19 protein-coding genes, 1 tRNA gene and 2 pseudogenes are annotated in these 23,977 nt (G+C 45.7%); 15 read left to right on the top strand and 7 right to left on the bottom strand.

The features are described 5' to 3' along the window. Positions 1 to 774: 774 nt before the first annotated feature. The 3 genes and pseudogenes from DEH07_06010 to DEH07_06000 all read right to left on the bottom strand — a co-directional run bounded on the left by DEH07_06010 (position 775) and on the right by DEH07_06000 (position 3,043). Positions 775 to 1,332 carry a hypothetical protein gene (locus tag DEH07_06010; protein ID HBY04091.1) on the bottom strand — a complete coding sequence of 186 codons (558 nt, stop codon included), beginning with the start codon at positions 1,330 to 1,332 and terminating at the stop codon, positions 775 to 777. 59 nt (positions 1,333 to 1,391) lie between these two features. Next, entirely contained in the window at positions 1,392 to 2,291 is a 900-nt protein-coding gene (locus DEH07_06005; GenBank protein HBY04090.1) for a hypothetical protein, read from the bottom strand. 135 nt (positions 2,292 to 2,426) lie between these two features. Next, positions 2,427 to 3,043, bottom strand: a pseudogene (locus tag DEH07_06000) (dimethylmenaquinone methyltransferase). Between the two features lie 315 nt (positions 3,044 to 3,358). Between DEH07_06000 and DEH07_05995 the strand changes: the two are divergent. After that, the gene (locus DEH07_05995; GenBank protein ID HBY04089.1) at positions 3,359 to 3,580 is read left to right on the top strand and encodes a hypothetical protein; all 222 of its coding nucleotides are present in this window, start codon (positions 3,359 to 3,361) and stop codon (positions 3,578 to 3,580) included. Between the two features lie 79 nt (positions 3,581 to 3,659). Further along, complete coding sequence (locus DEH07_05990) at positions 3,660 to 4,412, top strand: hypothetical protein (GenBank protein HBY04088.1); 753 nt, start codon at positions 3,660 to 3,662, stop codon at positions 4,410 to 4,412. A gap of 69 nt (positions 4,413 to 4,481) precedes the next feature. Here DEH07_05990 and DEH07_05985 read toward each other — a convergent pair whose 3' ends face one another. From DEH07_05985 to DEH07_05970, 4 genes are all read right to left on the bottom strand, one after another. Then, positions 4,482 to 4,697 (bottom strand): hypothetical protein, encoded by a 216-nt coding sequence (locus DEH07_05985; protein ID HBY04087.1) that lies wholly within the window; start codon positions 4,695 to 4,697, stop codon positions 4,482 to 4,484. 69 nt (positions 4,698 to 4,766) lie between these two features. Then, complete coding sequence (locus tag DEH07_05980) at positions 4,767 to 5,327, bottom strand: lytic transglycosylase (protein HBY04086.1); 561 nt, start codon at positions 5,325 to 5,327, stop codon at positions 4,767 to 4,769. A 35-nt stretch (positions 5,328 to 5,362) separates the two neighbouring features. Further along, positions 5,363 to 6,190 carry a formamidopyrimidine-DNA glycosylase gene (locus tag DEH07_05975; GenBank protein ID HBY04085.1) on the bottom strand — a complete coding sequence of 276 codons (828 nt, stop codon included), beginning with the start codon at positions 6,188 to 6,190 and terminating at the stop codon, positions 5,363 to 5,365. A gap of 18 nt (positions 6,191 to 6,208) precedes the next feature. Next, positions 6,209 to 8,881: a DNA polymerase I gene (locus DEH07_05970; protein HBY04084.1), complete on the bottom strand. Its 2,673-nt coding sequence runs from the start codon at positions 8,879 to 8,881 to the stop codon at positions 6,209 to 6,211. 160 nt (positions 8,882 to 9,041) lie between these two features. On the opposite strand from DEH07_05970, the gene DEH07_05965 reads away from it, so the two are divergent. The 13 genes and pseudogenes from DEH07_05965 (at position 9,042) to DEH07_05905 (ending at position 23,948) form a co-directional block, all read left to right on the top strand. Then, positions 9,042 to 10,520: a peptidase S41 gene (locus DEH07_05965; GenBank protein ID HBY04083.1), complete on the top strand. Its 1,479-nt coding sequence runs from the start codon at positions 9,042 to 9,044 to the stop codon at positions 10,518 to 10,520. A 46-nt stretch (positions 10,521 to 10,566) separates the two neighbouring features. Further along, positions 10,567 to 12,087 carry a hypothetical protein gene (locus DEH07_05960; protein HBY04082.1) on the top strand — a complete coding sequence of 507 codons (1,521 nt, stop codon included), beginning with the start codon at positions 10,567 to 10,569 and terminating at the stop codon, positions 12,085 to 12,087. A 31-nt stretch (positions 12,088 to 12,118) separates the two neighbouring features. After that, the gene (locus tag DEH07_05955; protein HBY04081.1) at positions 12,119 to 12,730 is read left to right on the top strand and encodes a hypothetical protein; all 612 of its coding nucleotides are present in this window, start codon (positions 12,119 to 12,121) and stop codon (positions 12,728 to 12,730) included. Positions 12,731 to 12,871: 141 nt separating this feature from the next. After that, a complete protein-coding gene (locus DEH07_05950) occupies positions 12,872 to 13,993 on the top strand; it encodes a D-alanyl-D-alanine carboxypeptidase (GenBank protein HBY04080.1) in 1,122 nt (373 codons plus the stop codon). Positions 13,994 to 14,044: 51 nt separating this feature from the next. Next, positions 14,045 to 14,119, top strand: a tRNA-Val gene (locus DEH07_05945). Between the two features lie 121 nt (positions 14,120 to 14,240). Then, positions 14,241 to 14,327: pseudogene (locus tag DEH07_05940) on the top strand (XRE family transcriptional regulator). Then, positions 14,290 to 14,517 carry a HicB family protein gene (locus tag DEH07_05935; protein HBY04079.1) on the top strand — a complete coding sequence of 76 codons (228 nt, stop codon included), beginning with the start codon at positions 14,290 to 14,292 and terminating at the stop codon, positions 14,515 to 14,517. Before DEH07_05940 ends, DEH07_05935 begins: the two are co-directional and overlap by 38 nt. Further along, positions 14,514 to 14,738, top strand: coding sequence for a hypothetical protein (locus tag DEH07_05930; GenBank protein ID HBY04078.1), 225 nt, complete (start codon positions 14,514 to 14,516; stop codon positions 14,736 to 14,738). The genes DEH07_05935 and DEH07_05930 overlap by 4 nt, the downstream gene beginning before the upstream one ends. 758 nt (positions 14,739 to 15,496) lie before the next feature. Beyond that, positions 15,497 to 16,888 carry a hypothetical protein gene (locus DEH07_05925; GenBank protein HBY04077.1) on the top strand — a complete coding sequence of 464 codons (1,392 nt, stop codon included), beginning with the start codon at positions 15,497 to 15,499 and terminating at the stop codon, positions 16,886 to 16,888. Positions 16,889 to 16,906: 18 nt separating this feature from the next. After that, positions 16,907 to 17,344 (top strand): universal stress protein, encoded by a 438-nt coding sequence (locus DEH07_05920; protein HBY04076.1) that lies wholly within the window; start codon positions 16,907 to 16,909, stop codon positions 17,342 to 17,344. A 326-nt stretch (positions 17,345 to 17,670) separates the two neighbouring features. Then, positions 17,671 to 20,358: a sensor histidine kinase KdpD gene (locus DEH07_05915; protein HBY04075.1), complete on the top strand. Its 2,688-nt coding sequence runs from the start codon at positions 17,671 to 17,673 to the stop codon at positions 20,356 to 20,358. Continuing rightward, entirely contained in the window at positions 20,348 to 21,031 is a 684-nt protein-coding gene (locus DEH07_05910) for a DNA-binding response regulator (protein HBY04074.1), read from the top strand. The genes DEH07_05915 and DEH07_05910 overlap by 11 nt, the downstream gene beginning before the upstream one ends. A 202-nt stretch (positions 21,032 to 21,233) precedes the next feature. Further along, positions 21,234 to 23,948, top strand: coding sequence for an ATPase (locus DEH07_05905; GenBank protein ID HBY04073.1), 2,715 nt, complete (start codon positions 21,234 to 21,236; stop codon positions 23,946 to 23,948). Positions 23,949 to 23,977 lie beyond the last annotated feature (29 nt).

Raw genomic sequence — 23,977 nt, 5'->3', positions numbered from 1 at the left:
AGGCCAGCTTTTTCAGATCGTCTTTAGGTAAATTCAATTGGCCCAAAGACATAATAATTCTATTACGCGGCCCTTTTTCCGTACGGATAGTCTGGATAAGTTTATGGTTGATATAAACTTTTCCTGTCTTTTTGTTTTTTGTAGTAATAGTGGCTATATGCATATTGTTATTATAATCCAGAGACTCTGTTGTGTCAATGGCATAATAAAATAGGGTACTACATTGGTGATTTTGATGTTTTTGGACTTTTTATGAATACATGAATGCAGTAATGGTGCGGCTTATATCCAACCCATATTTATCCAGAGGGGTGTTTTGGGCTAATTATGATCTTGGGGAGGGGAAAGTTGGGTTAACTTGGGAGACTATCAAACCGGAAACACAGAAACTGCTTACTGAATACCGAATACGGATTTAGCATGACTCTGCCTGAAAGCTGGAAAGGTTATACGGGTTGTAAACAGTGAATGGGTGGGTCTGGCAGTAGGTGGTTCGCAGCCGGTGGAAACCGGCAAAATGATTTCCATCAGGCATCCGTAGTGGACTGAACAAAAGCCACGCCAGAATATTCCCATTATGATCTTTACAATAAGCCAATGGAACTCATTACAAAAGGAGGATTTTTATATTGGCGCGGCGCCTATGGGACCCAGTGATCTGGCCCGCAACAATAGCTATGTCTTTGTACTTCCGGCCCGCTACAACTACGCCTTTCCAACCGGCTTTAAAGAAGTAGAAAATATTTTGGCGGCCAGGCAGCTGAAAACCTTTGATTAAAGGTAAGCATCAACCTGTTGCTCAATTGCCAATATCTCATCTTCAGAAAGTTTCCGTCCTAGAACATTCGTTAATGCCTTTATTGAAGCTCCTATCGCTATCCGCCTGACATCCAGTATTTCATTCCTGCCTGGATTCTTCTTTGCAGTGTCGAACTTCGCGGAAGGCAAACCGGGACTTATTTTTCTGACTTGTTCGTCCATCAACTGACCATTATCTTTAATGTGTTCGTCATATCCCGAAGAAGCAATATCCTTACTTGTATTTCCATCTTCTTTTTTTTGTCTTAGTATTTTTGTCTCTTCTTTTTTTAAGTTGTATTTGGCGTGAGCGGAAGCAATTGTTTCTTCCACCACAGATAGTTCGGCCATATGGTTTTTTAGGAAAATCTTCATTTCCGGGAAGTTCGGCAGCAATGCCTTAAGTAAATCATGCTGGTTGTTAATCAGAGCCTGAAGGGCCGGCACTACCTTTATGGACACCCTGGCAAGTTCTTTATCATATTCATAACCGGAGGTAGTTAAAACATAATCTTTTTTTGTTTTCCTGGTCATACTGCACTTCCTTTAACTATAGCTTTTTATAATTTTTAATGTTTATTTATAACTACAAACTAAAGCACGAACTCAGTTGATTTTACAATGGCAACTTTATAGTCAGCTTCAAATCTGGCAAACTCCTCATCCACGTCAAAACCTGGAATGGGACTCATACAGTCCTCCAGTATAAAAAACTTTTTCAATACATCCCTGCGGTCCCGGTAATGCTCAAAAAACTGCTGGACGGACCTTAACACGCAATGTGTTTTTGCCTGTCCCGCAACAATAATCTGGTCATAATTTTCGAAAAGGCTGAGGAAAGAAAGATTCATAAAGTTGTTCCGGTCGAATTCCGGCTTGATAATGCCGTACATTTCACTCAAGGGATCTGTCCCTTTGACCAAATGAATAGGGACGGACTTCCTTGCCGCCTCGTGGGCATATAGCATATTGGCAAACTGAGCCTCCAAAGCGGCCCCTTTTGTACCCTGAATACAATGGTAGGGCCAAACAATAAGATCCAGCCTGCCATATTTCTTGAGGCCGATTAAATACTCCCGGGACTCATCCGGATTGAAAACAGCTTTCCACCTGCCTTTGTCCAGGTCTTCAAGTGTAATTACAGTATAGGGCGGGGGATTTTTTCCCCTCTCATCGACCCACCAGCAGGGATGAAAAATCTGGTGAGGAACGTGTGTATCCAAAGATACGGCTATTTTTGTAATCCCGGATAAATTATGAAACATCCAACTGGTCAGCCTTTTTACATCATCATAGGCCCCAGGAACCGGCAGTGCGCCGTCATCCATAAAATCAACCTGCAGATCAATAACAACCAGCAAAACCTTATGCTTGTCTTCAGCGGCGGGACTGACATCCGCGCTTGCGGCAAGCGGCAGAAATTCGTTTAGCTTCCTTGTGTTTTCCCTTCCGAAAGCATTTATATCCACTATTTCTTCAAATGCAAGTTTCAATGCCCATTCCCCTTATCAAAAAATTACTCCTTCTTTAGAACGCAAGCCTTTAGTAACATTTCTATAATAAAGGTTTACCTGGAATAATTCAACGTTTCAGGAAACCGTCATACAAATTTATAGTAAACTTATGTTTTATTTTATAAATCTGACAGTATAATTCCAGAAACTCCCCTGTGATTGATCTAAAATAAAACCTGCTGTTTCACCCTGCTTGACGGTAGTCGATTTTAACGGGTAATCGGGATCAGGAAAAAACTCCGTAACAGCAAGTATACCCCCGGGCTTCAACACATTTTTATCTCACTTAATGCCTTTTGTACATCGGGTATCTCCTGGAGAACAGTCACCAGATAAACCAGATCAAACGAGCCTGTGTCAAAAGGCAGAACATGAGCGCTGCTTTTTACCGGAAAGATATTCTTGAGATCCTTGAATTCAGGCCTCGACAGCTTCTTTTGCAATCGATCCAGCATGCCCTGCTGGATGTCCAGCGCATAAAGCCTGCCCTGGGCGCCAATTTCCCTGGCTGCAAAAGTAGTATATGAACCGCTCCCGCAGCCTATTTCTAAAACTGTCATCCCGGCCATTATGCCGCTGCGCCTGATTACTGTTTCAGCCGGCTGGAGCAGCCTCTTCAGGTTATTATCAATAATAAAAACCGCCAGGTATGGAAAAGGAAAATGAACCAGCTTTTTCTTGACTATTCTTGCTGCAACCTGGTGAAGAAAAACAAACGCCAAAATAACCATGACGATGATTTTTATCATTTTAAATTTCCCCGGATTCACTGGCAGTGTTCATAAGTATGCACGGCGTTATCAACGCTCTCTCACGTGATCCGCTGAATCTTCAAAGGACGCTATTTTTCACAGATAAGCTTCTTTGTGAGATGTCGTCACAGCATCAAGGCAAAACCGCTTCTTTAAATAAGTCAAGTTTTATAATAAGTCAAGCCTGGCCCCGCTATAGTCTAAAAAACTAAATCCGTGATAAAGATTGAAGAGTATCTATTTTTACGATATATTATTATCACATTAAAAAATAAAGTAGAAAAGGGGTCCGCAATGTCTGATCTGGAAAAATTAATAGAATTGGTCGAAGTAAAAAAATACAACATAGCAAGCATTCAGTTTCATCCGGGATCTCCTTCATGTATCATTGTCTTATTTTTTAACGGCCAGGGAATAGCTCCGGAAGGTGAACCGGTAATTTTTGAGACCGACGACGATGATTGCGTTGCCTATGCCAACAAAATATTCGAGGGTAATAAAGATAATATTTTCTAACAGGCTCTTCCAATATTAAAACCAAAAACACAGCACCGACATCTTTATACCTGTGTTTTTACTGCGAAACGGAAAGGAGGTGTATGAAATCAGAAAAGTATTAGGGTTTATCTTAATCACAGCCTTTATTTTTGTCTGTTTTGGACTGGCAGGCTGCTCAGGGAATAAAAAAGAAGCCAGCAATTCTTCGCAGGTCAGCGAGGGAGAAGGCGCCGGGCAGAAAGAAACAGGATCAACCTTAGCCGATCTTATCACCAGGGGACAAGAGCTGGAGGAAGGGCTATCATACGACTATACAATGACCTCCGGCGACATTAAAATGAGCGGCCGGATGTGTATGATGAAAAATAAGTTCAGGTCAGAAACAAGGGAAAATGATGTTGAAGTTATAAGCATCACGGACGGCAACACTTTTTATACCTATTACCCGGCTCAAAACATGGCTGTGAGGTTCCCAGACTTCAACAATAATGAACAAGCAGCAACCCCGGAAGACTATCTAAAAAATATAGACACGGCTAAAACCAAAGAACTGGGAACCGAAGTCTGCAACGGGGTAACCTGCAAGGTCATCACCATGACAACTCCTGGCCCAAAAATTACTACAACTTCTGGCCCAATGACAATTGAGACAAAAATGTGGATTCACGGTGAATATGGAATACCCGTCAGAATAGAGATGACGAATGCAGACGGAACCAAGACGGTACTTGACTATACCAATATCAAGATCGGAAAACAGCCGGACGAATTATTTACGCTTCCCGAGGGCGTAAAGATAACAGATATGAGCAATTTGGCGGAGAGTCTGCCTCAAATGCCGGGACAATAAACTCTTTAATAAAAATATTGCAATTTACTTTTAGCTGCTCAAACTCCCTGTCAGGGAGTTTTTCTTCGGCTAGATTACTTCAAAACCCGACTGTTTTATTGCCTCGCGCATTTTATCCACCGTAGCGACTTCCGGATCGAATGTCACGGTTGCTTTGCCCTGATCAAGATTTACCTCCGTAGATTTAACTCCGGCAACACCTGTAAGCGCCTCCTGAACCGCAGCCTTACAGTGCATACAACTCATCCCCGATACCTTAAGCGATACTGTCTGTTGGCCTGCCATTTATACTCCTCCTTATAATCAATAGTTTCTGAATTAATAATAAATCCACAGCTTCTCTTTTTTCAAGTTTCAAATTGGATTTTCCTGGTGGCCGTAAAGAAGACTGTATATCTTATAGTTCCTGAGCACTTTTCGGATAAAATGCCTTGTTTCCGGGTAAGGCGCCAAAGCAATGTCTTTCTCGGTTCCGGAAATTTCCTCGCTTTGCAGCCATTTTCTTACATTCCCGCTTCCGCCGTTATAGGCCGCCAGGACAAGAACCATATTGCCGCCAAACTCTCCGTTTAAACTGGACAAATACCACGTACCGATCAGGATATTGGTCTCAGGATCGTAAAGCTTGTTGGTGGAATATCCTTGTATACCTATCTGGTCAGCTGCCCATTTCCCCGTTTCAGGCATTATCTGCATTAATCCTATGGCGCCCTGATCAGAAAGGGCGCTTGCGTTAAAATTGCTTTCAGTCTTGATTACCGCAGCCATCAGGCAGGAATCGAGATTATACTTCTTCGCATTCCGCATAATTAAATCGTGATGGGAAAACGGGTAAAAGAAACGTCCGATGTGATCCAGATTGAAGATTATCAGCAGTAAAATCAGCGCAAAAAGGATCCGCCTTAACAAAAGCACACCACCCCGGGATTTTTAAAACTGCCTGTCAACTCCTACATCCTCTGGCAGTGTGGGCAGAAGTATGTGCTTCGCCCGCTTATCCGCAATCTGATAATGTTTGTTGAGCATACAGCGCACGGCTGGTTTTCACGGTTATGCACTTTGAGCAGGTTCTGGTAATTGCCGGCTACGCCTTCCCCGTCAACATAATCCCGCAGGGTCGTACCTCGGTTTTCAATTCCCTCCCTGAGCACATCCTGGATAGCGTGAAAGAGCCTTGTGGATTGACGCTGCGAAAAAGTATTTGATCTTTGCTGCGGGTGGATCCTGGCCCGGAACAATACTTCATCGGCGTATATATTACCCAACCCCGCAATAAAGCTCTGGTCCAGAAGGAGAGTTTTTAAGATGACCCGGCGGCTGTGCAGTTGTTTAAGCAGGTAACCGCGTGTAAATTCGCGATCAAACGGTTCCTTGCCCAGACTGCATAAACCAGGGATTTTGTCCAGGCCCGCGGCCGGAACCAGGGATATATTTCCAAAACGCCGGATGTCCGAATAGCGCAGTTGGCAGCCGTCGTCCAGGTTAATGATTAAATGGGTATGCGGCGCTATCTCCGCAGAAACGGGCAAATAAATCAGCCTCCCGGTCATCCTCAAATGTATCACCATGACCAAACCTTGAGAAAGATGCAGTAAAAGGTACTTACCCCTTCGATCCAACCCTTGAAATTTCTGCCCTGTTAAAAGTGCTTTGAATTCATCCAAACCGGGCGTCCTGATCAGCTTGGGAAGGAATATTTCTGCGGAAACCACCGACAGCCCTTTAATTCTGGCCTCGAGGGTTCGTTTAATGGTTTCTACTTCTGGCAGTTCAGGCATAACGCCCTCCTTAGAAAACTATATTTCTCTCACTTCATACCAGTTGGGCCCGGCTTTCAAATCAACAAGCAGGGGAACATCCAGAACAAGGCTATTTTCCATGCAGTCCTTGACAAGCTCCCGGACTTCCTTCATCTCCTCGACCGGGACATCAAAGATAAGTTCATCATGAACCTGGAGAATCATCCTGGTTTGAAGCTGCCGTTTTTCTAGCTCCCGGTGAATGCGGATCATCGCTAGTTTGATCAAATCCGCCGCGCTTCCCTGGATTGGCGTATTCACGGCGGTACGTTCACCGAAATTACGTACCGTCTTGTTCGGGCTGAACAGGTCGGGCAGGTAACGCCGCCGGTTCATAATCGTAGACGCGTACCCTTTGCTGCGTGCTTCTTCAACAGCGCTCTTAATGTATTCCTGAACGCCTGAATAGCGTTCAAAATAACTTTTAATATATTGTTTGGCTTCCTGGCGCGAGATGTTCGCGTTCCTGGCCAGGCCGTAATCGCTGATCCCATAGATAATTCCGAAGTTGATGGCTTTAGCCCTGCTGCGCATCTGGTTGGTAACTTCCACAACCGAAATACTGAACACTTCCGCCGCTGTTTTGGTGTGGATATCCTCTCCCTGTAAAAAGGCCTCCTTGAGATTTTCATCGCTGCTCAGATGGGCAAGCAGGCGCAGTTCAATTTGGGAATAATCGGCGGTAAGAATCAGGTTCCCTTTCTGACGGGGTATAAATACCTGCCTTATTTTTCTTCCTTCTTCCACACGGGCGGGTATATTCTGCAAATTCGGGTCCGAACTGCTCAGACGGCCTGTAGCGGTGACAGCCTGGTGAAAAGTAGTATGCAGCCTGCCTGTCACCGGATTAATCAAGGAAACCATCCCGTCCACATAAGTGGACTTCAACTTGGCCAGCATCCTGTGATCAAGTATCTTGTTCACAATCGGGTGGGAATCGGCAAGTTCTTCCAGAACGCCCGCATCAGTGGAGAATCCTGTTTTTGTGCGTCTGATCACAGGAAGCTGAAGTTTTTCAAACAAAATTTGAGAAAGCTGCCTGGTTGAATTTATATTAAACTCGCAGTCCGCAAGAGCGTAAATCTCCCGGGTAAGATCATCTATTTTTCGGGCCAGTTCATCCGATAAGTCGGCCAATTGTTCTCTATCCACCGCCACTCCTGCGGATTCCATGTCCGCCAGAACGTAAACAAGGGGCATTTCTACTTTGTAGAAAAGTTCGTCTGCTTCCTGCAGATGCAGTTTATCTTTCAGAATATCCGCCAACCGGCAGGTCGCCCGTACGCTTGTAAGCATGGAGCTATCCTCATCGCCCGGGATAATTTCTTTCAGATGCTCCAGGGCAAGATCTCTGAGCCGGTAGCCGGAGAGTCCGGGATTTAAGATATAGGCGGCGAGCATTGTGTCAAAGGACAGGTTCCCAATGGTTATTCCATTGGCCTTTAAAATGCGGATCAGCTTTTTGCCGTCGTGGGCGATTAAATCTATACTCCTGTCTGTGCAAATCGCCTTTAAAGCCTTCAGGCCCTGCCCGGTTAAGGAAAAAACTGCCGTCTTAATTTCCGGCCCGTCTTGAGTTTCCCCGGCAGAAGGGAATGCAAATACCGCCCTCTCAGCCCCGCCGTCAAAACTGCCGTTTACGGCCAGGGCGGCGCATCCGGCCCGCCGCACTTCTTCAACCAGCGTTTCCAGATCTTCCGGTTTTTCAACCGGGTATAAATCGTCGCTTGTTGTTTTGGCGTACTCCGCTTCCTTGAACAGACTGCCCGTATCCCTTGCCTGCTTCTTGTTTTTAGGTTTCTGGCCGGTCTGTGTAAGTGAGCGGATCAAACTCTTAAACTCGTATTTGCCGCAGAATTCGATCAGCTTTTTGTAATCGGCCCCCGGCCATGTGTAATCACTGATTTCTTCCTGTAAAGGGACATCCTTAATCAGCACAGCCAGCTGTTTTGATAAAACAGCCTGTGAGGCAAACGGTTCAATTTTCCCCCTTTGCTTTTCGGGAAGTTCAGCCAGATTGCCGAGTATGTTTTCAAGGGTTCCGTATTTTTGCAAAAGCACGGAAGCCGTTTTAGGCCCTATTCCCGGAACGCCTGGTATATTGTCCGATTGGTCGCCGGTTAGACCTTTAAGATCCGCAAAGAAGGCCGGCAACACTCCATAACGCTCCCGGACCTTTTCCTCAGTATATTCTTCGAGTTCCGTAATCCCTTTTTTAGTAAGCAAAACCTTGGTCAGCGGCGAAACCATTTGAAGCGCATCCTGGTCGCCAGTCAGGATGAGGTTTTTCATGCCAGCCCTTTCTGAGAGAACCGCCAGCGTACCTATTAAATCATCAGCCTCATAGTTGTCATATTCAGAAATCCTGATGCACATTGCCTGTAAAAATTCCTTGATTAGCGGGAACTGCGGACGAAGCTCCTCGGCGGTAGGCTTTCGTTTAGATTTATATTCCCCGTAATCGCTGTGTCTAAAGGTAATCTTGCCCTTGTCAAAACATACCGCGACAAACTGCGGTTTACGGTCGGATAAAATTCGAAGAAGCATGTTGGCAAATCCATAAACCGCGTTTGTAAAAATCCCCTGGCTTGTAGTAAGCAGCGGCAGGGCATGGAAAGCTCTGTGAGCCAGGCTGTTCCCATCAATAATCAAAAATAATCCGGAATTCAAAATCCAGCACCCAGCCTATGGTTTTCAAATTTAATAAATAAGTATTTCACCGCAAGGCTTTAAAAATCCTTTTTATCATCTGTGTCGAAACAAATCATACACCGCATAGAAGGAAAAAAAACTTTCAGGGCGAATTACGAATAATAATGGAGTGATTAAGTTGCTTAAAAAGTCGGTTGCTTTAATTCTTTTGATTTTTCTGATGTTTTTCCCTGTACTGCCGGCGCCGGCCGCCGATGACATTGAGCAGGGAATATCAACTATTCAAGAAATCATGGAGTACATTGATGAGAATTATATAACACCCACTGATATTAATTCCCTGACCCAGAACGCTATAGAAGGGATCATTGATTCATTAAATGATCCGTATACAGAGTACCTGAGCCCGGATACGCTCGAAGAATTCTCCAGTTCTTTAGAGAATCAATTTACAGGTATAGGAGTCGAACTTGAAATCAGTCCGCCCTATCCCATTATTAAAAAAGTAATTGAGGATTCCCCCGCACAGGAAGCCGGCCTGAAAAAAGATGATTTAATTATTACTATAAACGGGATGGATATTGCGAAACAGCCCCTCTGGGATGCGGTCGGCAAGATCCGCGGCCCGGAAGGAACCTTTGTCAACTTGGGCATAAGGCGCTCCGGTGAAAGCGATTTCAACGTGAATATAGAAAGAGCTTCAATAAGCGGTCCGACGTGTGATTGGGAAGTTTTATCAGGCAACACAGGTTATATTTCTGTCCGTACCTTTTCCAGCCGCACAGCGGAAGAATTTAATACAGCATTAAGTCAATTGAAAGAAAAAGAAGTAAATGGCCTGGTTCTGGACCTGCGCAGCAATCCCGGCGGCTATCTGCAGGCGGCCGTTGACCTGGCGGACAATTTTCTTCCGGATAAAAGCCTTGTTGTAACAACTTTTTACCGTGACGGGCATAAGGATAAGTATTATACTTCCGGAGATAACGAAAAATTGGACCTGCCGGTAGTTATTCTGGTTAATGAATATACAGCCAGCGCCTCCGAAATTTTGGCAGGAGCCATCAGGGACTATGAAAAAGCATCTCTGGCGGGAGTTCGGACATACGGCAAGGGAGTAATCCAGGAAGTGATTCCCCTTCAAAACGGCGGCGCCTTGAAAATTACTGTAGCTGAATATCATACTCCCGACGGATATTCAATAGACAAAAAGGGCCTTATCCCGGACAGGCTGGTTTCTACTCCGGAACTCCAGTTGGCGGCCGCCCTGAGAATGTTAAACTCTTCCGGCAAGCAGGAAGTAACCCTGGATTTAAAAGAAGAAAGCATGTCGGTAAACAAGGAAATAACTGGAGTATATCTTGAGCCCCTGACAGACGGCGGAAGGGACTACCTTCCCTTGCGCCTCGTGCTGGAAGCTTTTGGCTACTCCGTAGAATACCAGGCGAGCAATGAAAGCCTGCTTGTTAAGAACGGGAAGAACAATATGGTATTACCCTTGAAAAATGGTGGCAATACTCTTATTAACAATGTTCAGGTTAATTTAGACGGAGCGATATTAATCAGAGAAGGACGAACATATCTTAATATAGAAATATTAAAGACGCTTAATATTAAAGTCTTTAAAAATGGGACCGAAATAATACTTGAAGAAGATTAAATCCTTTAGGCTGGCTGAACGTTTGCAGTGCATCAGGAGGTGCAGAATGAAAAAGAAAAACAAGGATACCTGCCCGTGCGGCTGCGGCAAATCCTTTGCGCTATGCTGCGGCAGGTTGACAAAAGTAGTTTCGATAGAGCAATTCGGTTTAAAAAAAGCAGGCCAGCAGCTCCGGCGCAAACTTGGCGCCTTTACCGACCAGCCGTTCTTGGCCCGGGAGGTCACGCGGGCGCAAAAGATATATCTGGATAAGATCAGCAATGAAATGATCGAACGATATGATGAATTTATTCTTGAGCGCTGTTTTGAATGGCTAATCTTCGATTACATGCTGATGACCGGCGAAACGATCATTGAGATGTTCCAAAGAAGCCCGGACCTGACCAAACAGGAACAACAGCTCCTACGGGAGTGGTCCCAATCCAGGATTTCCCTTTACGAGGTAGAAAACATTTCTTCCAAGGATGTTTTAACCCTGCGCGAACTCATCGGCGGAGCTCAAATAACTGTTTGCGATCCCAACGCCGCGCAGGAACTGGATCAGGGAATGGTTCTATTCATGCGTGTGCTTAAAGTAGGAGACGAATATGAATTTTCAACCAGCGGCCTGACCCTGCCGGCTTTCTGCAAGGACTTGCTTTTGGAAAAAATAAAAAATGATTTGGAATCATATTGTTCTAAGAAAAGCATCCCCGTCTCCGAAGGAATAAACATATACCTGAAAGACAATGCCTGTCAGCTTAACTCCTGGGTAATCGAAATGAACATGAACTACCCAGTTCCTATATCTATTGATGGAAAAAGCGGCCAGGACATACAGGAATCTGAAGAAGATTCGCTTTCCAGCGAGATAGCCCGTGAGATAACAAATGTCCTGCTTGATGAATATTATGATCGCTGGGTCGACTGCCCGATATCCGCGTTGAACGGCCTTACTCCAAGGCAGGCCTGCCGCACTTCCGAAGGAAGAAAGTTTCTTAAGGAAATACTCTATGAACTTGAACAGGTAGAAATAGAACGGGAGTGTAACGGCGAACCGTACTACGACTTCCGCAAAGTATGGAAAAAACTTGGCCTGTCCAGGGGGAAAACCAGCAATAACGGCACTAATCTTTACCTGGTTAAAAATGAATCCGACACGGTTGATTGGCCTCGAAATCACACTGATTGCCAATGGCCGTACCCCAGTTACGCGCAAGTTGCCCTTCAAGTCCTGGAAGATTTATCGACGCGGGGCTGCAGCCGGAACCAGCTCAATTCCGCCCTGCGCCTCTGGCACGATTTCTGCTGGACAGAACATCCCGCTATCCGCAAATCCAACGTTTGGGTAGCCACGATAATCTATACCATAGCCAGGCTCGAACTCGACCGTAAGGTTAACCAACAGGAACTGGCTGAAAAGTATGGAATCGCGCCTTCAACAATCTCAAGTAACTTTCGCAGACTGTGCCTCACCCTTGAACTGCTGGATTATGACCACCGTTACTCCACTCATAAACCAGCCGTTCCAGATATAAATGTCGATTATTCCTTGCTGGCCAGGATCTGGAAAAACAACAGGATCTAAATTCCATACCGGAGGTAAATATTTGTCCGATATGTCTTTTGCCGGCCTGCTGGCAGCAATTGCCGAAAGCACTGTGGAATATATCTCGTCACTCGGGTATTGGGGGCTTTTTATCGGGATGGCCATTGAAAGCGCAAATATCCCCTTACCCAGTGAATTAATTCTTCCCTTCGGCGGTTATCTCGTTTCAACAGGAAAGCTGCAATTCGTCCAGGCAGCGCTGGCAGGCACGCTGGGGGGAATTGCAGGTTCCATTCTATCTTACTTTTTAGGGCTCTGGGGCGGGCGCCCGTTTCTTTTGAAATACGGGCGATATATCGGAATCTCACAAAAACATTTTGACCAGGCCGAAAGCTGGTTTTTGCGCTATGGGGAAGTTACGGTTTTTTTCACCCGCCTGATGCCGGTAGTCCGCACTTTTATATCCCTTCCAGCCGGTATTTCCGGGATGAATTTTTGGCGCTTTGTTTTTTATTCCTTCATCGGCTCTTTGCCATGGTGTTTTTTTCTGACTTACCTTGGTCTGAAAATGGGCCAGAACTGGGAAGACTTGAAGTACTGGTTCCACCGGCTGGACGTAGTCGTTATTGCTGCAATCGTCATTCTGGTTATTTTTTACTGTCTCAGAAAGAAAAGAAACTGATTTTCCTGCGTCCTATCAACATTCCTGCGTTTTGCCCCGTCTTTCTCCTCTTTTATCCTTATTTTATTGTTTTTCACAAATCATTCCTTTCATAAAACCGCCGGCCAAAGTCGACAATAACTTAGAAGGGGATGAATTTTTATGCTTCTAAGGGCCTTTTTTATTGTTCTGCTTCTATCCTTTGCAGTCCCTCATGCTTCTTATGCCAAACCTCCTTCAATAAGCGCCGACGCCGCCGTAATGATGGATGAAAAAACCGGCCGGTTATATTTCGAAAAGAATCCATTAAAGCAGCGGCCGCCGGCCAGCCTGACTAAAATTATGACCGCAATAATCGCCCTGGAAAACAGCAGTCCGGGTGATGTAGTTACTGTATCCAAAAACGCCGCTTCTGTTTACGAAGGGCAGACAATCAGCCTGCGTACCGGCGATAAAATCACCCTGGATAACTTACTGAAGGCGGCTTTAGTCTATTCAGCCAATAACAGCACTGTGGCTATTGCGGAGCATGTGGCGGGCTCGGAAAAAATATTTCTGGAAATGATGAACGAAAAAGCAAGGCTTATTGGGGCTGTCAATACGCACTTTACCAACACAAACGGTTATACACACCCCAACCACTACTCAACCGCCTGCGACCTCGCCCTGATTACCAGGTATGCCCTTAACAATCCGGCATTCAGAAAATACGTCCGCAGCAAAGAGGCAAATGTTGAGTGGATTGAACCAAAGAAAAGTGAAAAAATAAACAGCACCAATCGGCTGCTTGGAGGAAGCTATCCCGGCATTGAAGGAGTCAAAACAGGCTCGACTTCCGCCGCCGGCAACTGCCTGATTGTCCTGGCCAACAGGGACGGCCGCAGCTTGATCACCGTTGTCCTGGACTGCTACGACCGCTACCAGGATACCATGGCTGTTCTGGACTACGGGTTTAACCAGATTGTCTCGTTGGAACTGTGCAGTACAGATAAGACATCCGCATACCTGCCGGTCCGGGGAGGAAAGGAATCCAGCGTTGCGCTTGTAGGAGAGAAAAATCACACAATTGATCTGCTGCGCAGCGACCTTCCCATGTTAAAAAGAAAGCTGGACCTCGTTCCAGACATCTCAGCGCCTGTATCTTACAGGCAAAAGCTGGGCAAAGAGTCATTCTATCTTGGAGATAGAAAACTTGCCAGCATCGACCTTGTAGCCGAAAAACAGATTCCGCGCAAAGGCCTCGGCGCCCGGTTATACGAAAAGATATTCGGCAGCCAGAGTTAACCTATTGACATTCCCGCCGATTTTCGTAATAATAAGTGATGTACGTGACGTGGGCGGGTAGTTCAGTGGGAGAACGCTTGCTTGACACGCAAGAGGTGGTTGGTTCAATTCCAATCCCGCCCACCAGTAATGCCATGGTTTTAGGGATCATTTTATATCAACTTTTTTGACAAATTTTATACCAGTAAAATTTTAAAACAATTTAAAAGAAATAAAGAAAGCCGGGTGTCGCTCCCCGGCTTGTTGTATAACACCCGGAGATTTATTTAAATACGTAAAAGAGGAGGTCTCTGACGATGCCGCGCAAGTTCAAGGTTATCCTTACCTGGGATAATGATGCCCAGGTTTATGTTGTAACAGTTCCCGCACTACCTGGCTGTCTTACTCAGGGAAAGGACAGAAAGGAAGCATTGGAACGGATCCAAGAAGCTATAACGGGCCATATTGAAGCCCTAAAGCTGATAGGACAGACTGTCCCTCAGGGAGACGTTGAGTTTGCTGAAGTACAGGTCAGCGTTTTATGACCAGGATACCCAGGGTCACAGGTAAGAAGGTTGTATCAGCCCTTAAAGCCGCTGGCTTTGTTATAATAAGAGTAAGCGGGAGTCATCATCACTTGTATAAGCCGGGTAGCAACCTGGTAACAGTGCCTGTTCATGCCGGGGAGACTTTAAGCCCTATACTTATCAAAAGTATTTTAGAACAGGCAAGCCTCACCTTTGAAGAGTTCATAAAACTGCTATAAATAAGATCCACCCTACCACACTAGGCTGAAGCTTGACAAGCAAGAGGTGGTTAGTTCAATTCCAATCCCGCTAAGGCTCAATTTGTTTTCAGAACTTTCGCATTACCCCGCTTAGCCGTTTCTCAACACCTTCTTCCTATACCGGCAGTAGTCTTTCTGTGTTGTTAACAGTAATATGGTCCAACTTTTTTAATGCCTTTATAAACATAAGTAATTCCTTGGCCGTATGTTACTGCCATTATCTACACAATTCATTTCTGCTGACTGTTCCTCTGTTAGCTTCCTTTCCTGAAGAAGTTTTTTAGTTCCTCAAGAGGTACTTTGCTAGGATAGGCAATGCAATTCTTGTTTGGCCTACCTCCTTTTCATCATTCTACCTCAAACCGTACAAATGTTGTCTTTGCTGAACTTCTCTTCATGCCAATGCAAAAATGCAGTTAATGGGCACTAATGCAGTCAAGATTTTGTCAATAAGCTAATCTTCGTGTAAACTCATTTTTCTGGCATGAATCTTGCTACATATAGGTGAGATTTCAGATTAATAGATAGGGGCACTTGACCTGCAAATCCGCATTAAAGCAAAGGCGCAGCTTTAAGCAATTGACGCAAAGGGAGGTGATCCGGCCCAAGAAAAAGAGGCTGTCGGCATAGAGGCAACTATGGCGCCATATGTTCGTATTACAGGTTGTCCCGGGAAATGAGAAAAAACAAGCTTGAATATTTAGAAAGGGAAAAGGAACAGAAGAGGTGTAAAATCCATGTATTTATTTGCCATTGCTGTATTTTTACTGACTTATGCGGTTATCGTATCAGAAAAAGTTCACCGAACGATCGCAGCTTTAATTGGCGCCGGTTTGCTTGCGCTGTCCGGTGTCCTCAGTGTGGAAGACGCTATCCATTATATCGACTGGAACACCCTCGGCCTGTTAATCGGGATGATGATCATCGTAGGAATTACACGCAACACAGGTATATTTGAATATATGGCCGTCAAAGCCGCTAAATCGGTGCAAGGCAATCCCATCAAGATTATGATGTCCATGGCCGCGGTTACTGCTGTAACATCTGCCTTTTTAGACAATGTAACCACGGTATTGTTAATCGTACCGGTAACTTTCGCGATTACCAGCCAGTTAAAAGTTAATCCCGTTCCGTTTCTAGTTGCCGAAATTATTGCCTCAAATGTCGGTGGCACAGCCACGCTGATCGGCGATCCGCCCAATATTATGATCGGCAGCTCAACCGGTCTAGGGTTTATGGATTTTGTAGCAAATTTAGCACCTGTAATTATAATCGTACACATCGTTACAATTGTCATATTGGCCCTGATTTACAGAAAACAGTTAGTAACAACTCCGGAACTGCAAAAGGGCATAATGAAAATGGACGAGAAACAGGAAATAAAAGACAGCCATTTGCTGAAACAGTGCATAGTCGTACTTGCTGTAACCATAATAGGATTTGTCATTCACCAGTACATCCACATGGAATCCTCTGTTATCGCATTAAGCGGCGCTACTCTGCTTTTACTGCTGTCCTGCCGGGAAGATCCGGAACAAGCCCTGCATGCTGTGGAGTGGCCGGTGATATTCTTCTTTACCGGTTTGTTCTTAGTTGTCGGCGGAATTGAGAAGGTAGGTGTTATTGAAGCCATAGCCCGCTTTACTATTGATATTACCAACGGACTGCTTGTGCCTGCCAGTATGCTTATCCTGTGGATTTCCGCCATTGCCTCGGCTTTTATTGACAACATACCGTTTGTGGCTACGATGATTCCGCTGATTAAAGATATGGGCAGGCTGGGAATGTCGGGTGACATAAACCTTTTATGGTGGGCTTTGTCTTTGGGCGCCTGCTTGGGCGGCAACGGAACAATCATCGGCGCTTCGGCTAACGTCGTGGTCTGTGGAATGGCTGAAAAAAGAGGTGTCCCGATTACATTTATCAGCTATATGAAAGTAGCTTTCCCCACAATGATTGTTTCCATCATCATCTGTATGGTCTATTTGCTCTTCTGGTATCAATATCACGGATTGGGCTTAATTATCGGTACACTGGTAATAGGCGCAATACTTTATGTAATTTCTGTTCCATTGAACAATTTCTTGAGCAGAAACGCAACTGCCCAAAAAAAATCTTCAAAAGCGTAATCAAAGGAGGGCGAAGCAGTGTTTAAAAGAATACTGGTTGCCTATGACAACGGCGACAAGGCCAAAAAAGCTGTAGAAGAAGCGATTGAAATCGCCAAAGACGGTAATGGGGAGATCTGCCTGTTGTCTTCAGTGAAAATGCCCGGCTTCATCACAACCGTGACTACCCCTGATATGATCAAGGACCTGCAGGAGGATACCCGTAAGTATTTTACCGAAGTGCTGAAAGGATATGAAGAGAAAATTATTAATGAAGGTATTAAGGCAAGTTTTGTTATTTTAGACGAGAGCCCCGGCAAAGGTATTGTCCGTTATGCGGAAAAAGAGAATTTCGACCTGATTATTATGGGCTCGGCCAACCGGGGGACCGTGGAAAGGATCTTCCTGGGATTAGGCAGTGTCTCCAATTATGTACTGCAGCATGCTAAATGTCCGGTACTGGTTGTTAAAGGATAAAACTGAATCATTGAAAACTCCTTTTATGCAAGTCTTTCATAAATTAGAAAAGCCCATGTTTTAAGTCTGAGAAACATGGGCTTTAAAAAACACCAGGCGAATCAATCATAATGACCACATGCATGCACGAAACCGGCCGCTCTTTCTTTTGCGGCAAAATAGGTGTGGTAAAGCAAAACCTGGCACATGAAAAGCATATTTAAAAGCCTTGCCGTGATATGTTGCTGGACCAGGAATGGATATATTAAAATAAAGACAAGAATAAACATGACTACTTGGACGGGCTTTCAAAGAAAGCAGGAAAAACTTTCGATGGTGTGTGAAAAATGACTGATCAGGATACAACCTCATCTAATCTGAACGGCAAGAAACGCGGCAGGATGACAGTTTTCCTCGGGGTATCCGACGGCGCGGGCAAGACATACGCCATGCTTGACGCGGCCAGGGAACGGCTTGCCGAGGGCATAGACGTTGTTATCGGTTTGGTGGACACTCATGGAAGTATGGAAACAGATACCCTGCTCAAAGGCTTGCCTGCACTTGCACGTCGGCGTCTTGCTTACGGGGAAGAGAAATTCGAAGAAATAGACCTTAATGCCATTCTTGACCGCCGTCCCGGTCTTGTACTGGTGGATGATCTGGCGCACATCAACATACCAGGGTCAAATCATACCTACCGCTACCAGGACGTTGAGGAATTGCTAACAGCTGGTATTAACGTCTACACAACCATAAACATTCAACATATTGAAACATTAAATGATATCGTAACCAGGATAATAGGAACTGCAGTAAAGGAAACCGTACCTGATAAATTTTTAGAATCCGCCTTTCAGATTCAACTGGTTGACATTCCTCCCGAGGAACTCATCCGGAGGCTGAAAGATGGCAAGGCATATATGCCCGGCCAGGATGAAGAAGCCCTCCGGAGATTCTATCGCCCCGGAAATATCAACGCTCTAAGGGAATTGGCTTTACGCTACACTGCGAAAAGGGTTAGCTATGCGCTCGAAACATATATGGAGGATCACAGCATTGAAGGCCCATGGCCGACTGGAGACCGGATCATGGTCTGCGTCAGCCCCAGCCCGTTTTCGGCACAGTTGATCAGGATGGCCGGACGAATTGCGGAAGGCATGAAGGCGGAGTGGCTGGCCGTTTATGTTGAAACCCCAAGGCGTTCTCCTCCAAATGAAGCCGAAAGAAATCTCCTGGCCAGGAACCTGCAATTAGCCGTTGATCTTGGCGCTGAAACAATAACACAAACCGGCAATGACATTGCCGGGGAACTGCTGGAATTGGCCAGGAAGCGCAATGTATCACAGATATTAATAGGTAAGTCACTGCGCACTGCATTTTGGGAGTGGACACACAGTTCAATTGCTGACAATGTAATCAGGCGGAGCCGCGGAGCAGGTATTTATGTAATTCCGAATAAACCAAAAGCGGAAAAGCAAAAAAAACTGCCTTTCCCCACCTTGAGGATTCCACTCATCAACCATCTTTTACCTCTGGTGACAATGGCTTTATTCGCCGTCTTGGTCGGTCTTGTCTATCCATACGTCGGTTTGGTAAATGTCGCAATGATTTTAATACTGCCTATTTTATTCAGCGCAGTCAAATGGGGAACAGGTCCGGCGGTTACGGCTGCGGTTGTCTGTTCGCTGATTTTTGACTATTTCTACATACCTCCTGTCCCCGGCTTTATACCGGCAGACCTGCCCTATCTTTTCTCCCTGGTTGTTTTTATAATAGTTGCGCTGCTGACTGGAACTCTTTCAGGCCGTCTCCAACAGCAGGTAATCAGCTCCAGGCGGCGTGAAACAAGAATGGCGGCGCTATACTCGTTAAGCCGGGATATCGTAGCAGTTTCGGAAATTAATCCGGCAATGGAAATTGTAGCCAGAAGAATATCAGAAACTACTGATTCCCAGGCAGCCGTACTACTGCCGGATCAGAACGGAAAGCTGGAACTCAGGGCAGGCGCTTCTTCACAGGACTTCCTTAATGACAGCGAATTGGCCGTTGCCAGGTGGGCTTTTGAGCGTGGTGAGATAGCCGGAAAAGGCACAAGAACATTGAACAGCGCTGTCGGGCTATATATACCACTCAGAACCGAGCAGTATTCCCAAGGAGTTCTATGCATAAAGCTTGACATCAAGGAACGATACCTGCAACTGGAACAAAGGCGGCTGCTGGAGGCTTTTGCAAACTTAACTGCGCTCTTAGTCACCAGGATAAAGCTTGCCGAACTGGCCAAAGAATCTCAATTGGCAGCCGAATCCGAGAGGCTCCGTACCGCTCTGTTTGATTCCCTCTCACACGATCTGCGTACACCGCTGGCTTCTATAATCGGCGCTGTGACATCGATTCTTGAAGGTGAGGGATTTTTTAGTCCTGAAGCCAGTCATGATCTTTTGCAAACAATTAAGCAGGGAGCTTTACGGATGAACAGGTTTGTCGGCAATCTTCTTGATATGGCTAAACTGGAGAGCGGACTAATCCGCTTGAATAAAGACTGGTGCGATATTCGGGAAATAATCGGGGTTGCGGTAAGAAACATGAAAGACCCACTGCGCGACAGACCCCTTAAAATAGAGGTTTCGCCCGACCTGCCCCTGGTTAAGGTTGATTTTGTTTTACTGGAGCAGGTGCTGGTTAATCTGCTGGATAACGCTATTAAATACTCCGCTACGGGAAGTGAAATATGCATATTCGCCAGTCATGACAACAAACAGGTTAAGGTAACTGTAACTGATTATGGACAGGGAATTTCAGTTGAAGACCTGGATCATGTTTTCGATAAGTTCTACAGGCTTAAGTCACCCCATCAGGTTAGCGGCACAGGTCTCGGCCTGGCAATCTGTAAAGGGCTAATCGAAACTCATGGAGGAAGCATTTGGGCATCCAACAATCCCAGCGGAGGTCTGGACGTCAGCTTCATTTTGCCGCTTGGCGAGGCAGTACCCTGTAAGCCTGTTGATATTGACGGGGAGGAAAATAATGATCACTAAAGGAGCGCGCATCCTGGTCATAGATGATGAAATAGAAATCAGAGGGCTGCTGAAAGTGGCTTTGTCAGGTCACGGCTTTGAAGTCAAGGGAGCGGCGACCGGCCGGGACGGCCTTGATGAAATTACAGCTTTTAAGCCGGAACTGGTTATCCTTGACCTGGGATTGCCGGATCTAAACGGCCTGGAAGTGCTGAAAAATCTGCGCGAGTGGTCCGGTATTCCGGTAATTATTCTTTCTGTTAAAGGCCAGGAAAACGACAAAATAGCTGCTTTAGATGCCGGAGCAGATGACTATGTAACCAAGCCTTTCGGGATGGGTGAACTGTTGGCCAGGATAAGGGCGGCTTTGCGCCATGCGGCCGGTACTGAAGATGAGCCTGTATTGGTTTTTGACGACTTGACCATTGACTTTGCCCGCCGCTATGTAACCGTCAACAACAGGAAAATTAGACTTACCCCTACAGAATATGAATTGCTTAAGAACCTGGCTTTAAATGCCGGCAAGGTGCTGACTCACAAGCATCTAATCCGCGCTGTCTGGAAAATGACATATGAGTACGATACCCACTCCCTGCGGGTATATATAGGCCAGCTGCGTCGTAAGATTGAAGCCGACTCATCATATCCCCGCCATATTATTACGGAACCGGGTGTTGGATACAGGCTTTTATAATCATGATTTACTTAATTTATAGATAACTTTGTCTAAACGGTCAGGTAATCCAGCCAGGTTGCCTATTTAAATCTCTTCTTTGTTTACCCCGCCAGAAATAAAAACCCACTTATCTTTCATCACTTACTTAAAACTGACCCTTCCGGGTTTATAATAAATATATGAGGTAGTATTCCTTACAGTATCGCAAAAAGGAGGGAGAATGATAGAAAAAAATTGGCATGCGCTAGACGTTGGATCATTACAACAGGAATTTAAAACTGACTTGGAAAGAGGACTGAATACAGAAGAAGCAGACGCCCGTTTAAAAACATTCGGCCCTAACGCCCTGGAAGAAGAACCTCCCCGAAGTTTTTTTGTAATGATTTATAACCAGCTCAAAGATGTTCTTGTTTTGATTCTAATTGCCGCTGCTCTTATTTCAGCGTTCATCGGTGAGTGGAGAGACTCTATAGTTATCCTGATCATTGTAATCCTCAATGGAACAATAAGGTCAATTAAAGAAAACAAAGCAAGATATGCCATGAAGGCTTTAAAAGACATGACTAAACCATTAGCTAAAGTAATTAGGGGCGGTAATTTATTACAGATTTCCTCGGAAAAGGTTGTCCCGGGTGATTTGTTTTTAGTTGAAGCAGGTGACTTTGTTCCGGCCGACTCAAGGCTGATTGAAGCAGCTTCCCTTTATGTTGATGAATCCGCTTTAACCGGAGAGTCTATACCGGTCGAAAAGGATACAGCTGTAATTAACACCGGCCAGTTGGCTGTAGGTGACAGAAAAAATATGCTTTTCATGGGTACTGCTGTGACCGGCGGCCGGGGTAAAGCGCTTGTTGTTGAGACAGGAATGAAGACTCAGTTGGGACGAATCGCTGAACTGCTTGAAACAGCGGAAGAAGAATCAACACCTTTGCAACAGCGTTTAGCCAGTCTGGGTAAAGTCCTTGGCATAGCGGCAGGGGCGATAGTGGTCGTTGTGCTTGCTTTGGGACTGTATCGTGGAATACCGCTGCCGGAAATGTTTATGGTATCCATCAGTCTGGCTGTAGCCGCAGTACCTGAAGGGCTGACCGCAGTGGTAACAATCGTACTGGCCATGGGCGTGACCAGAATGAGCCAGCGCCAGGCTATTATCAGGAGGTTGCCGGCCGTTGAGACACTAGGCGCCGCAACGGTAATTTGCTCGGATAAGACTGGTACGTTGACCAAAAATGAAATGACCGTTACCGGAATTTTTGTCGCAGACAGCTTTTTTCAAGTAACCGGAAGCGGTTATGAACCGGAAGGAAAGTTTTTAGATAAGAATGGCAAAGAAATGTCCTCTTTGGATACAAATTTGGATCTGCTCCTGTTAGGCGGGCTTTTAAACAGCGATGCCCAGCTGGAACAAACGGATACCGGTTATCAAGTAGCCGGCGATCCTACCGAGGTAGCGCTGGTAGTTGCTGCCGCCAAAGCAGGTATAACAAAAAAGGAAACCGAAACAAAATACCCCAGGTTAGCTGAGATACCCTTCGATTCAAACCGTAAAATGATGACTACATTCCACCTTCTAAGCGGAACTGTTCAGTCCTTTACCAAAGGTGCGCCTGATGTGCTGCTGTCCCGCTGCAGCAAGGTACTGTCGGCAAAAGAGCCTGTCCTTCTGGACGAAGGCATCCGCAAGCACCTCCTGGAGGTTAATTCCGGGTTTGCATTGCAAGGGCAAAGAGTATTAGCCCTGGCTACCCGGCTGTGGCCTGAAGTGAAGGAGAACTATCCAAAGGAATCAGACACAGCGGAACGTGATTTGACCTTTATCGGCTTCTACGCTATCCAGGATCCTCCGCGACCGGAGGCTAAAGAAGCGGTTGCGGTCAGCCGCGGGGCAGGCATCCGTTCAATAATGATAACTGGTGACCACCGGGATACCGCAATCGCTATTGCTAAAGAATTAGACTTACTGCAGCCGGGTGACGAAGTGATGACCGGCGACCAGATTGAAATGATAGACGAAGAAGGATTGAGAAAGGTTGCCAATAAAGTCGCCGTTTATGCCAGGGTATCACCCGAGCATAAATTACGCATCGTCAGCGCTCTAAAGCATCACGGACATGTCGTGGCCATGACCGGTGACGGCGTGAATGACGCCCCGGCTCTTAAAAGGGCTGACATCGGGGCGGCGATGGGAATCAGCGGGACCGAGGTAGCCAGGGGGGCTTCAGATATGGTGCTGCGGGATGATAATTTTGCCACCATAGTTAAAGCAATCGAGGAAGGAAGGACTATATATAATAACATACGCAGCAGCGTACAATTTCTGCTTTCCTGCAACGCAGGAGAAATTATAACCATCTTTGTCGCCTTATTGCTTGGTTTAGGAAATCCCCTGACACCTATCCAAATACTATGGATGAACCTGGTCACGGACGGAGCCCCTGCCCTGGCCCTTGGGCTGGAACCACCTTTAAAAGGCCTCATGAAGAAACCGCCCCGTAATCCCCGGGAAGGCCTGTTTGCCGGGGGCATGGGCGCCAAAATACTCTGGCAGGGCTTTGTTATAGGAGCTATGTGCCTTGTATGTTACTTCATTGGCTTGCGCCAGGGTCTGCCGGTAAAACAGGTGCACACCATGGTTTTCGCAACCTTATGCATGTGCCAGCTGGTACATTCCTTCAACGTCAGGAGTCTGGATCAGTCACTCTTCAGCATAGGCTTCTTCACAAATCGCAGTCTTGTCCTTGCCAATGTGCTTTCCGTTTCGGCATTATTATCAGTAATATTCGTCCCTTTCCTGCGTGACATGTTTGGAACCGAACTGCTTCAGCTTAATAACTGGCTGCTTGTTCTTGGCTTAAGTATTGTGCCGCTAGTTGCAGTCGAAATAAGCAAAGCGATCGGAAAGTTATCTATTACTGCGCAGAAAAAAAATAAGTAGACAAATAGCCTCTGTCAATAGGCAAGAAT

It is taken from the genome of Desulfotomaculum sp., from assembly GCA_003513005.1.
Lineage (GTDB): Bacteria > Bacillota > Desulfotomaculia > Desulfotomaculales > Nap2-2B > 46-80.
This window is presented reverse-complemented; position numbering and strand designations above follow the sequence as displayed.

Bases quoted from the DNA above. Each gene is read 5' to 3' on its own strand.
- DEH07_06010 (HBY04091.1), bottom strand. From the start codon at position 1,332: ATGACCAGGAAAACAAAAAAAGATTATGTTTTAACTACCTCCGGTTAT.
- DEH07_05930 (HBY04078.1), top strand. From the start codon at position 14,514: ATGACCAGGATACCCAGGGTCACAGGTAAGAAGGTTGTATCAGCCCTT.
- DEH07_05975 (HBY04085.1), bottom strand. From the start codon at position 6,190: ATGCCTGAACTGCCAGAAGTAGAAACCATTAAACGAACCCTCGAGGCC.
- DEH07_05925 (HBY04077.1), top strand. From the start codon at position 15,497: ATGTATTTATTTGCCATTGCTGTATTTTTACTGACTTATGCGGTTATC.
- DEH07_05950 (HBY04080.1), top strand. From the start codon at position 12,872: ATGCTTCTAAGGGCCTTTTTTATTGTTCTGCTTCTATCCTTTGCAGTC.
- DEH07_05960 (HBY04082.1), top strand. From the start codon at position 10,567: ATGAAAAAGAAAAACAAGGATACCTGCCCGTGCGGCTGCGGCAAATCC.
- DEH07_05915 (HBY04075.1), top strand. From the start codon at position 17,671: ATGACTGATCAGGATACAACCTCATCTAATCTGAACGGCAAGAAACGC.
- DEH07_05910 (HBY04074.1), top strand. From the start codon at position 20,348: ATGATCACTAAAGGAGCGCGCATCCTGGTCATAGATGATGAAATAGAA.
- DEH07_05995 (HBY04089.1), top strand. From the start codon at position 3,359: ATGTCTGATCTGGAAAAATTAATAGAATTGGTCGAAGTAAAAAAATAC.
- DEH07_05935 (HBY04079.1), top strand. From the start codon at position 14,290: ATGCCGCGCAAGTTCAAGGTTATCCTTACCTGGGATAATGATGCCCAG.
- DEH07_05955 (HBY04081.1), top strand. From the start codon at position 12,119: ATGTCTTTTGCCGGCCTGCTGGCAGCAATTGCCGAAAGCACTGTGGAA.
- DEH07_05985 (HBY04087.1), bottom strand. From the start codon at position 4,697: ATGGCAGGCCAACAGACAGTATCGCTTAAGGTATCGGGGATGAGTTGT.
- DEH07_05905 (HBY04073.1), top strand. From the start codon at position 21,234: ATGATAGAAAAAAATTGGCATGCGCTAGACGTTGGATCATTACAACAG.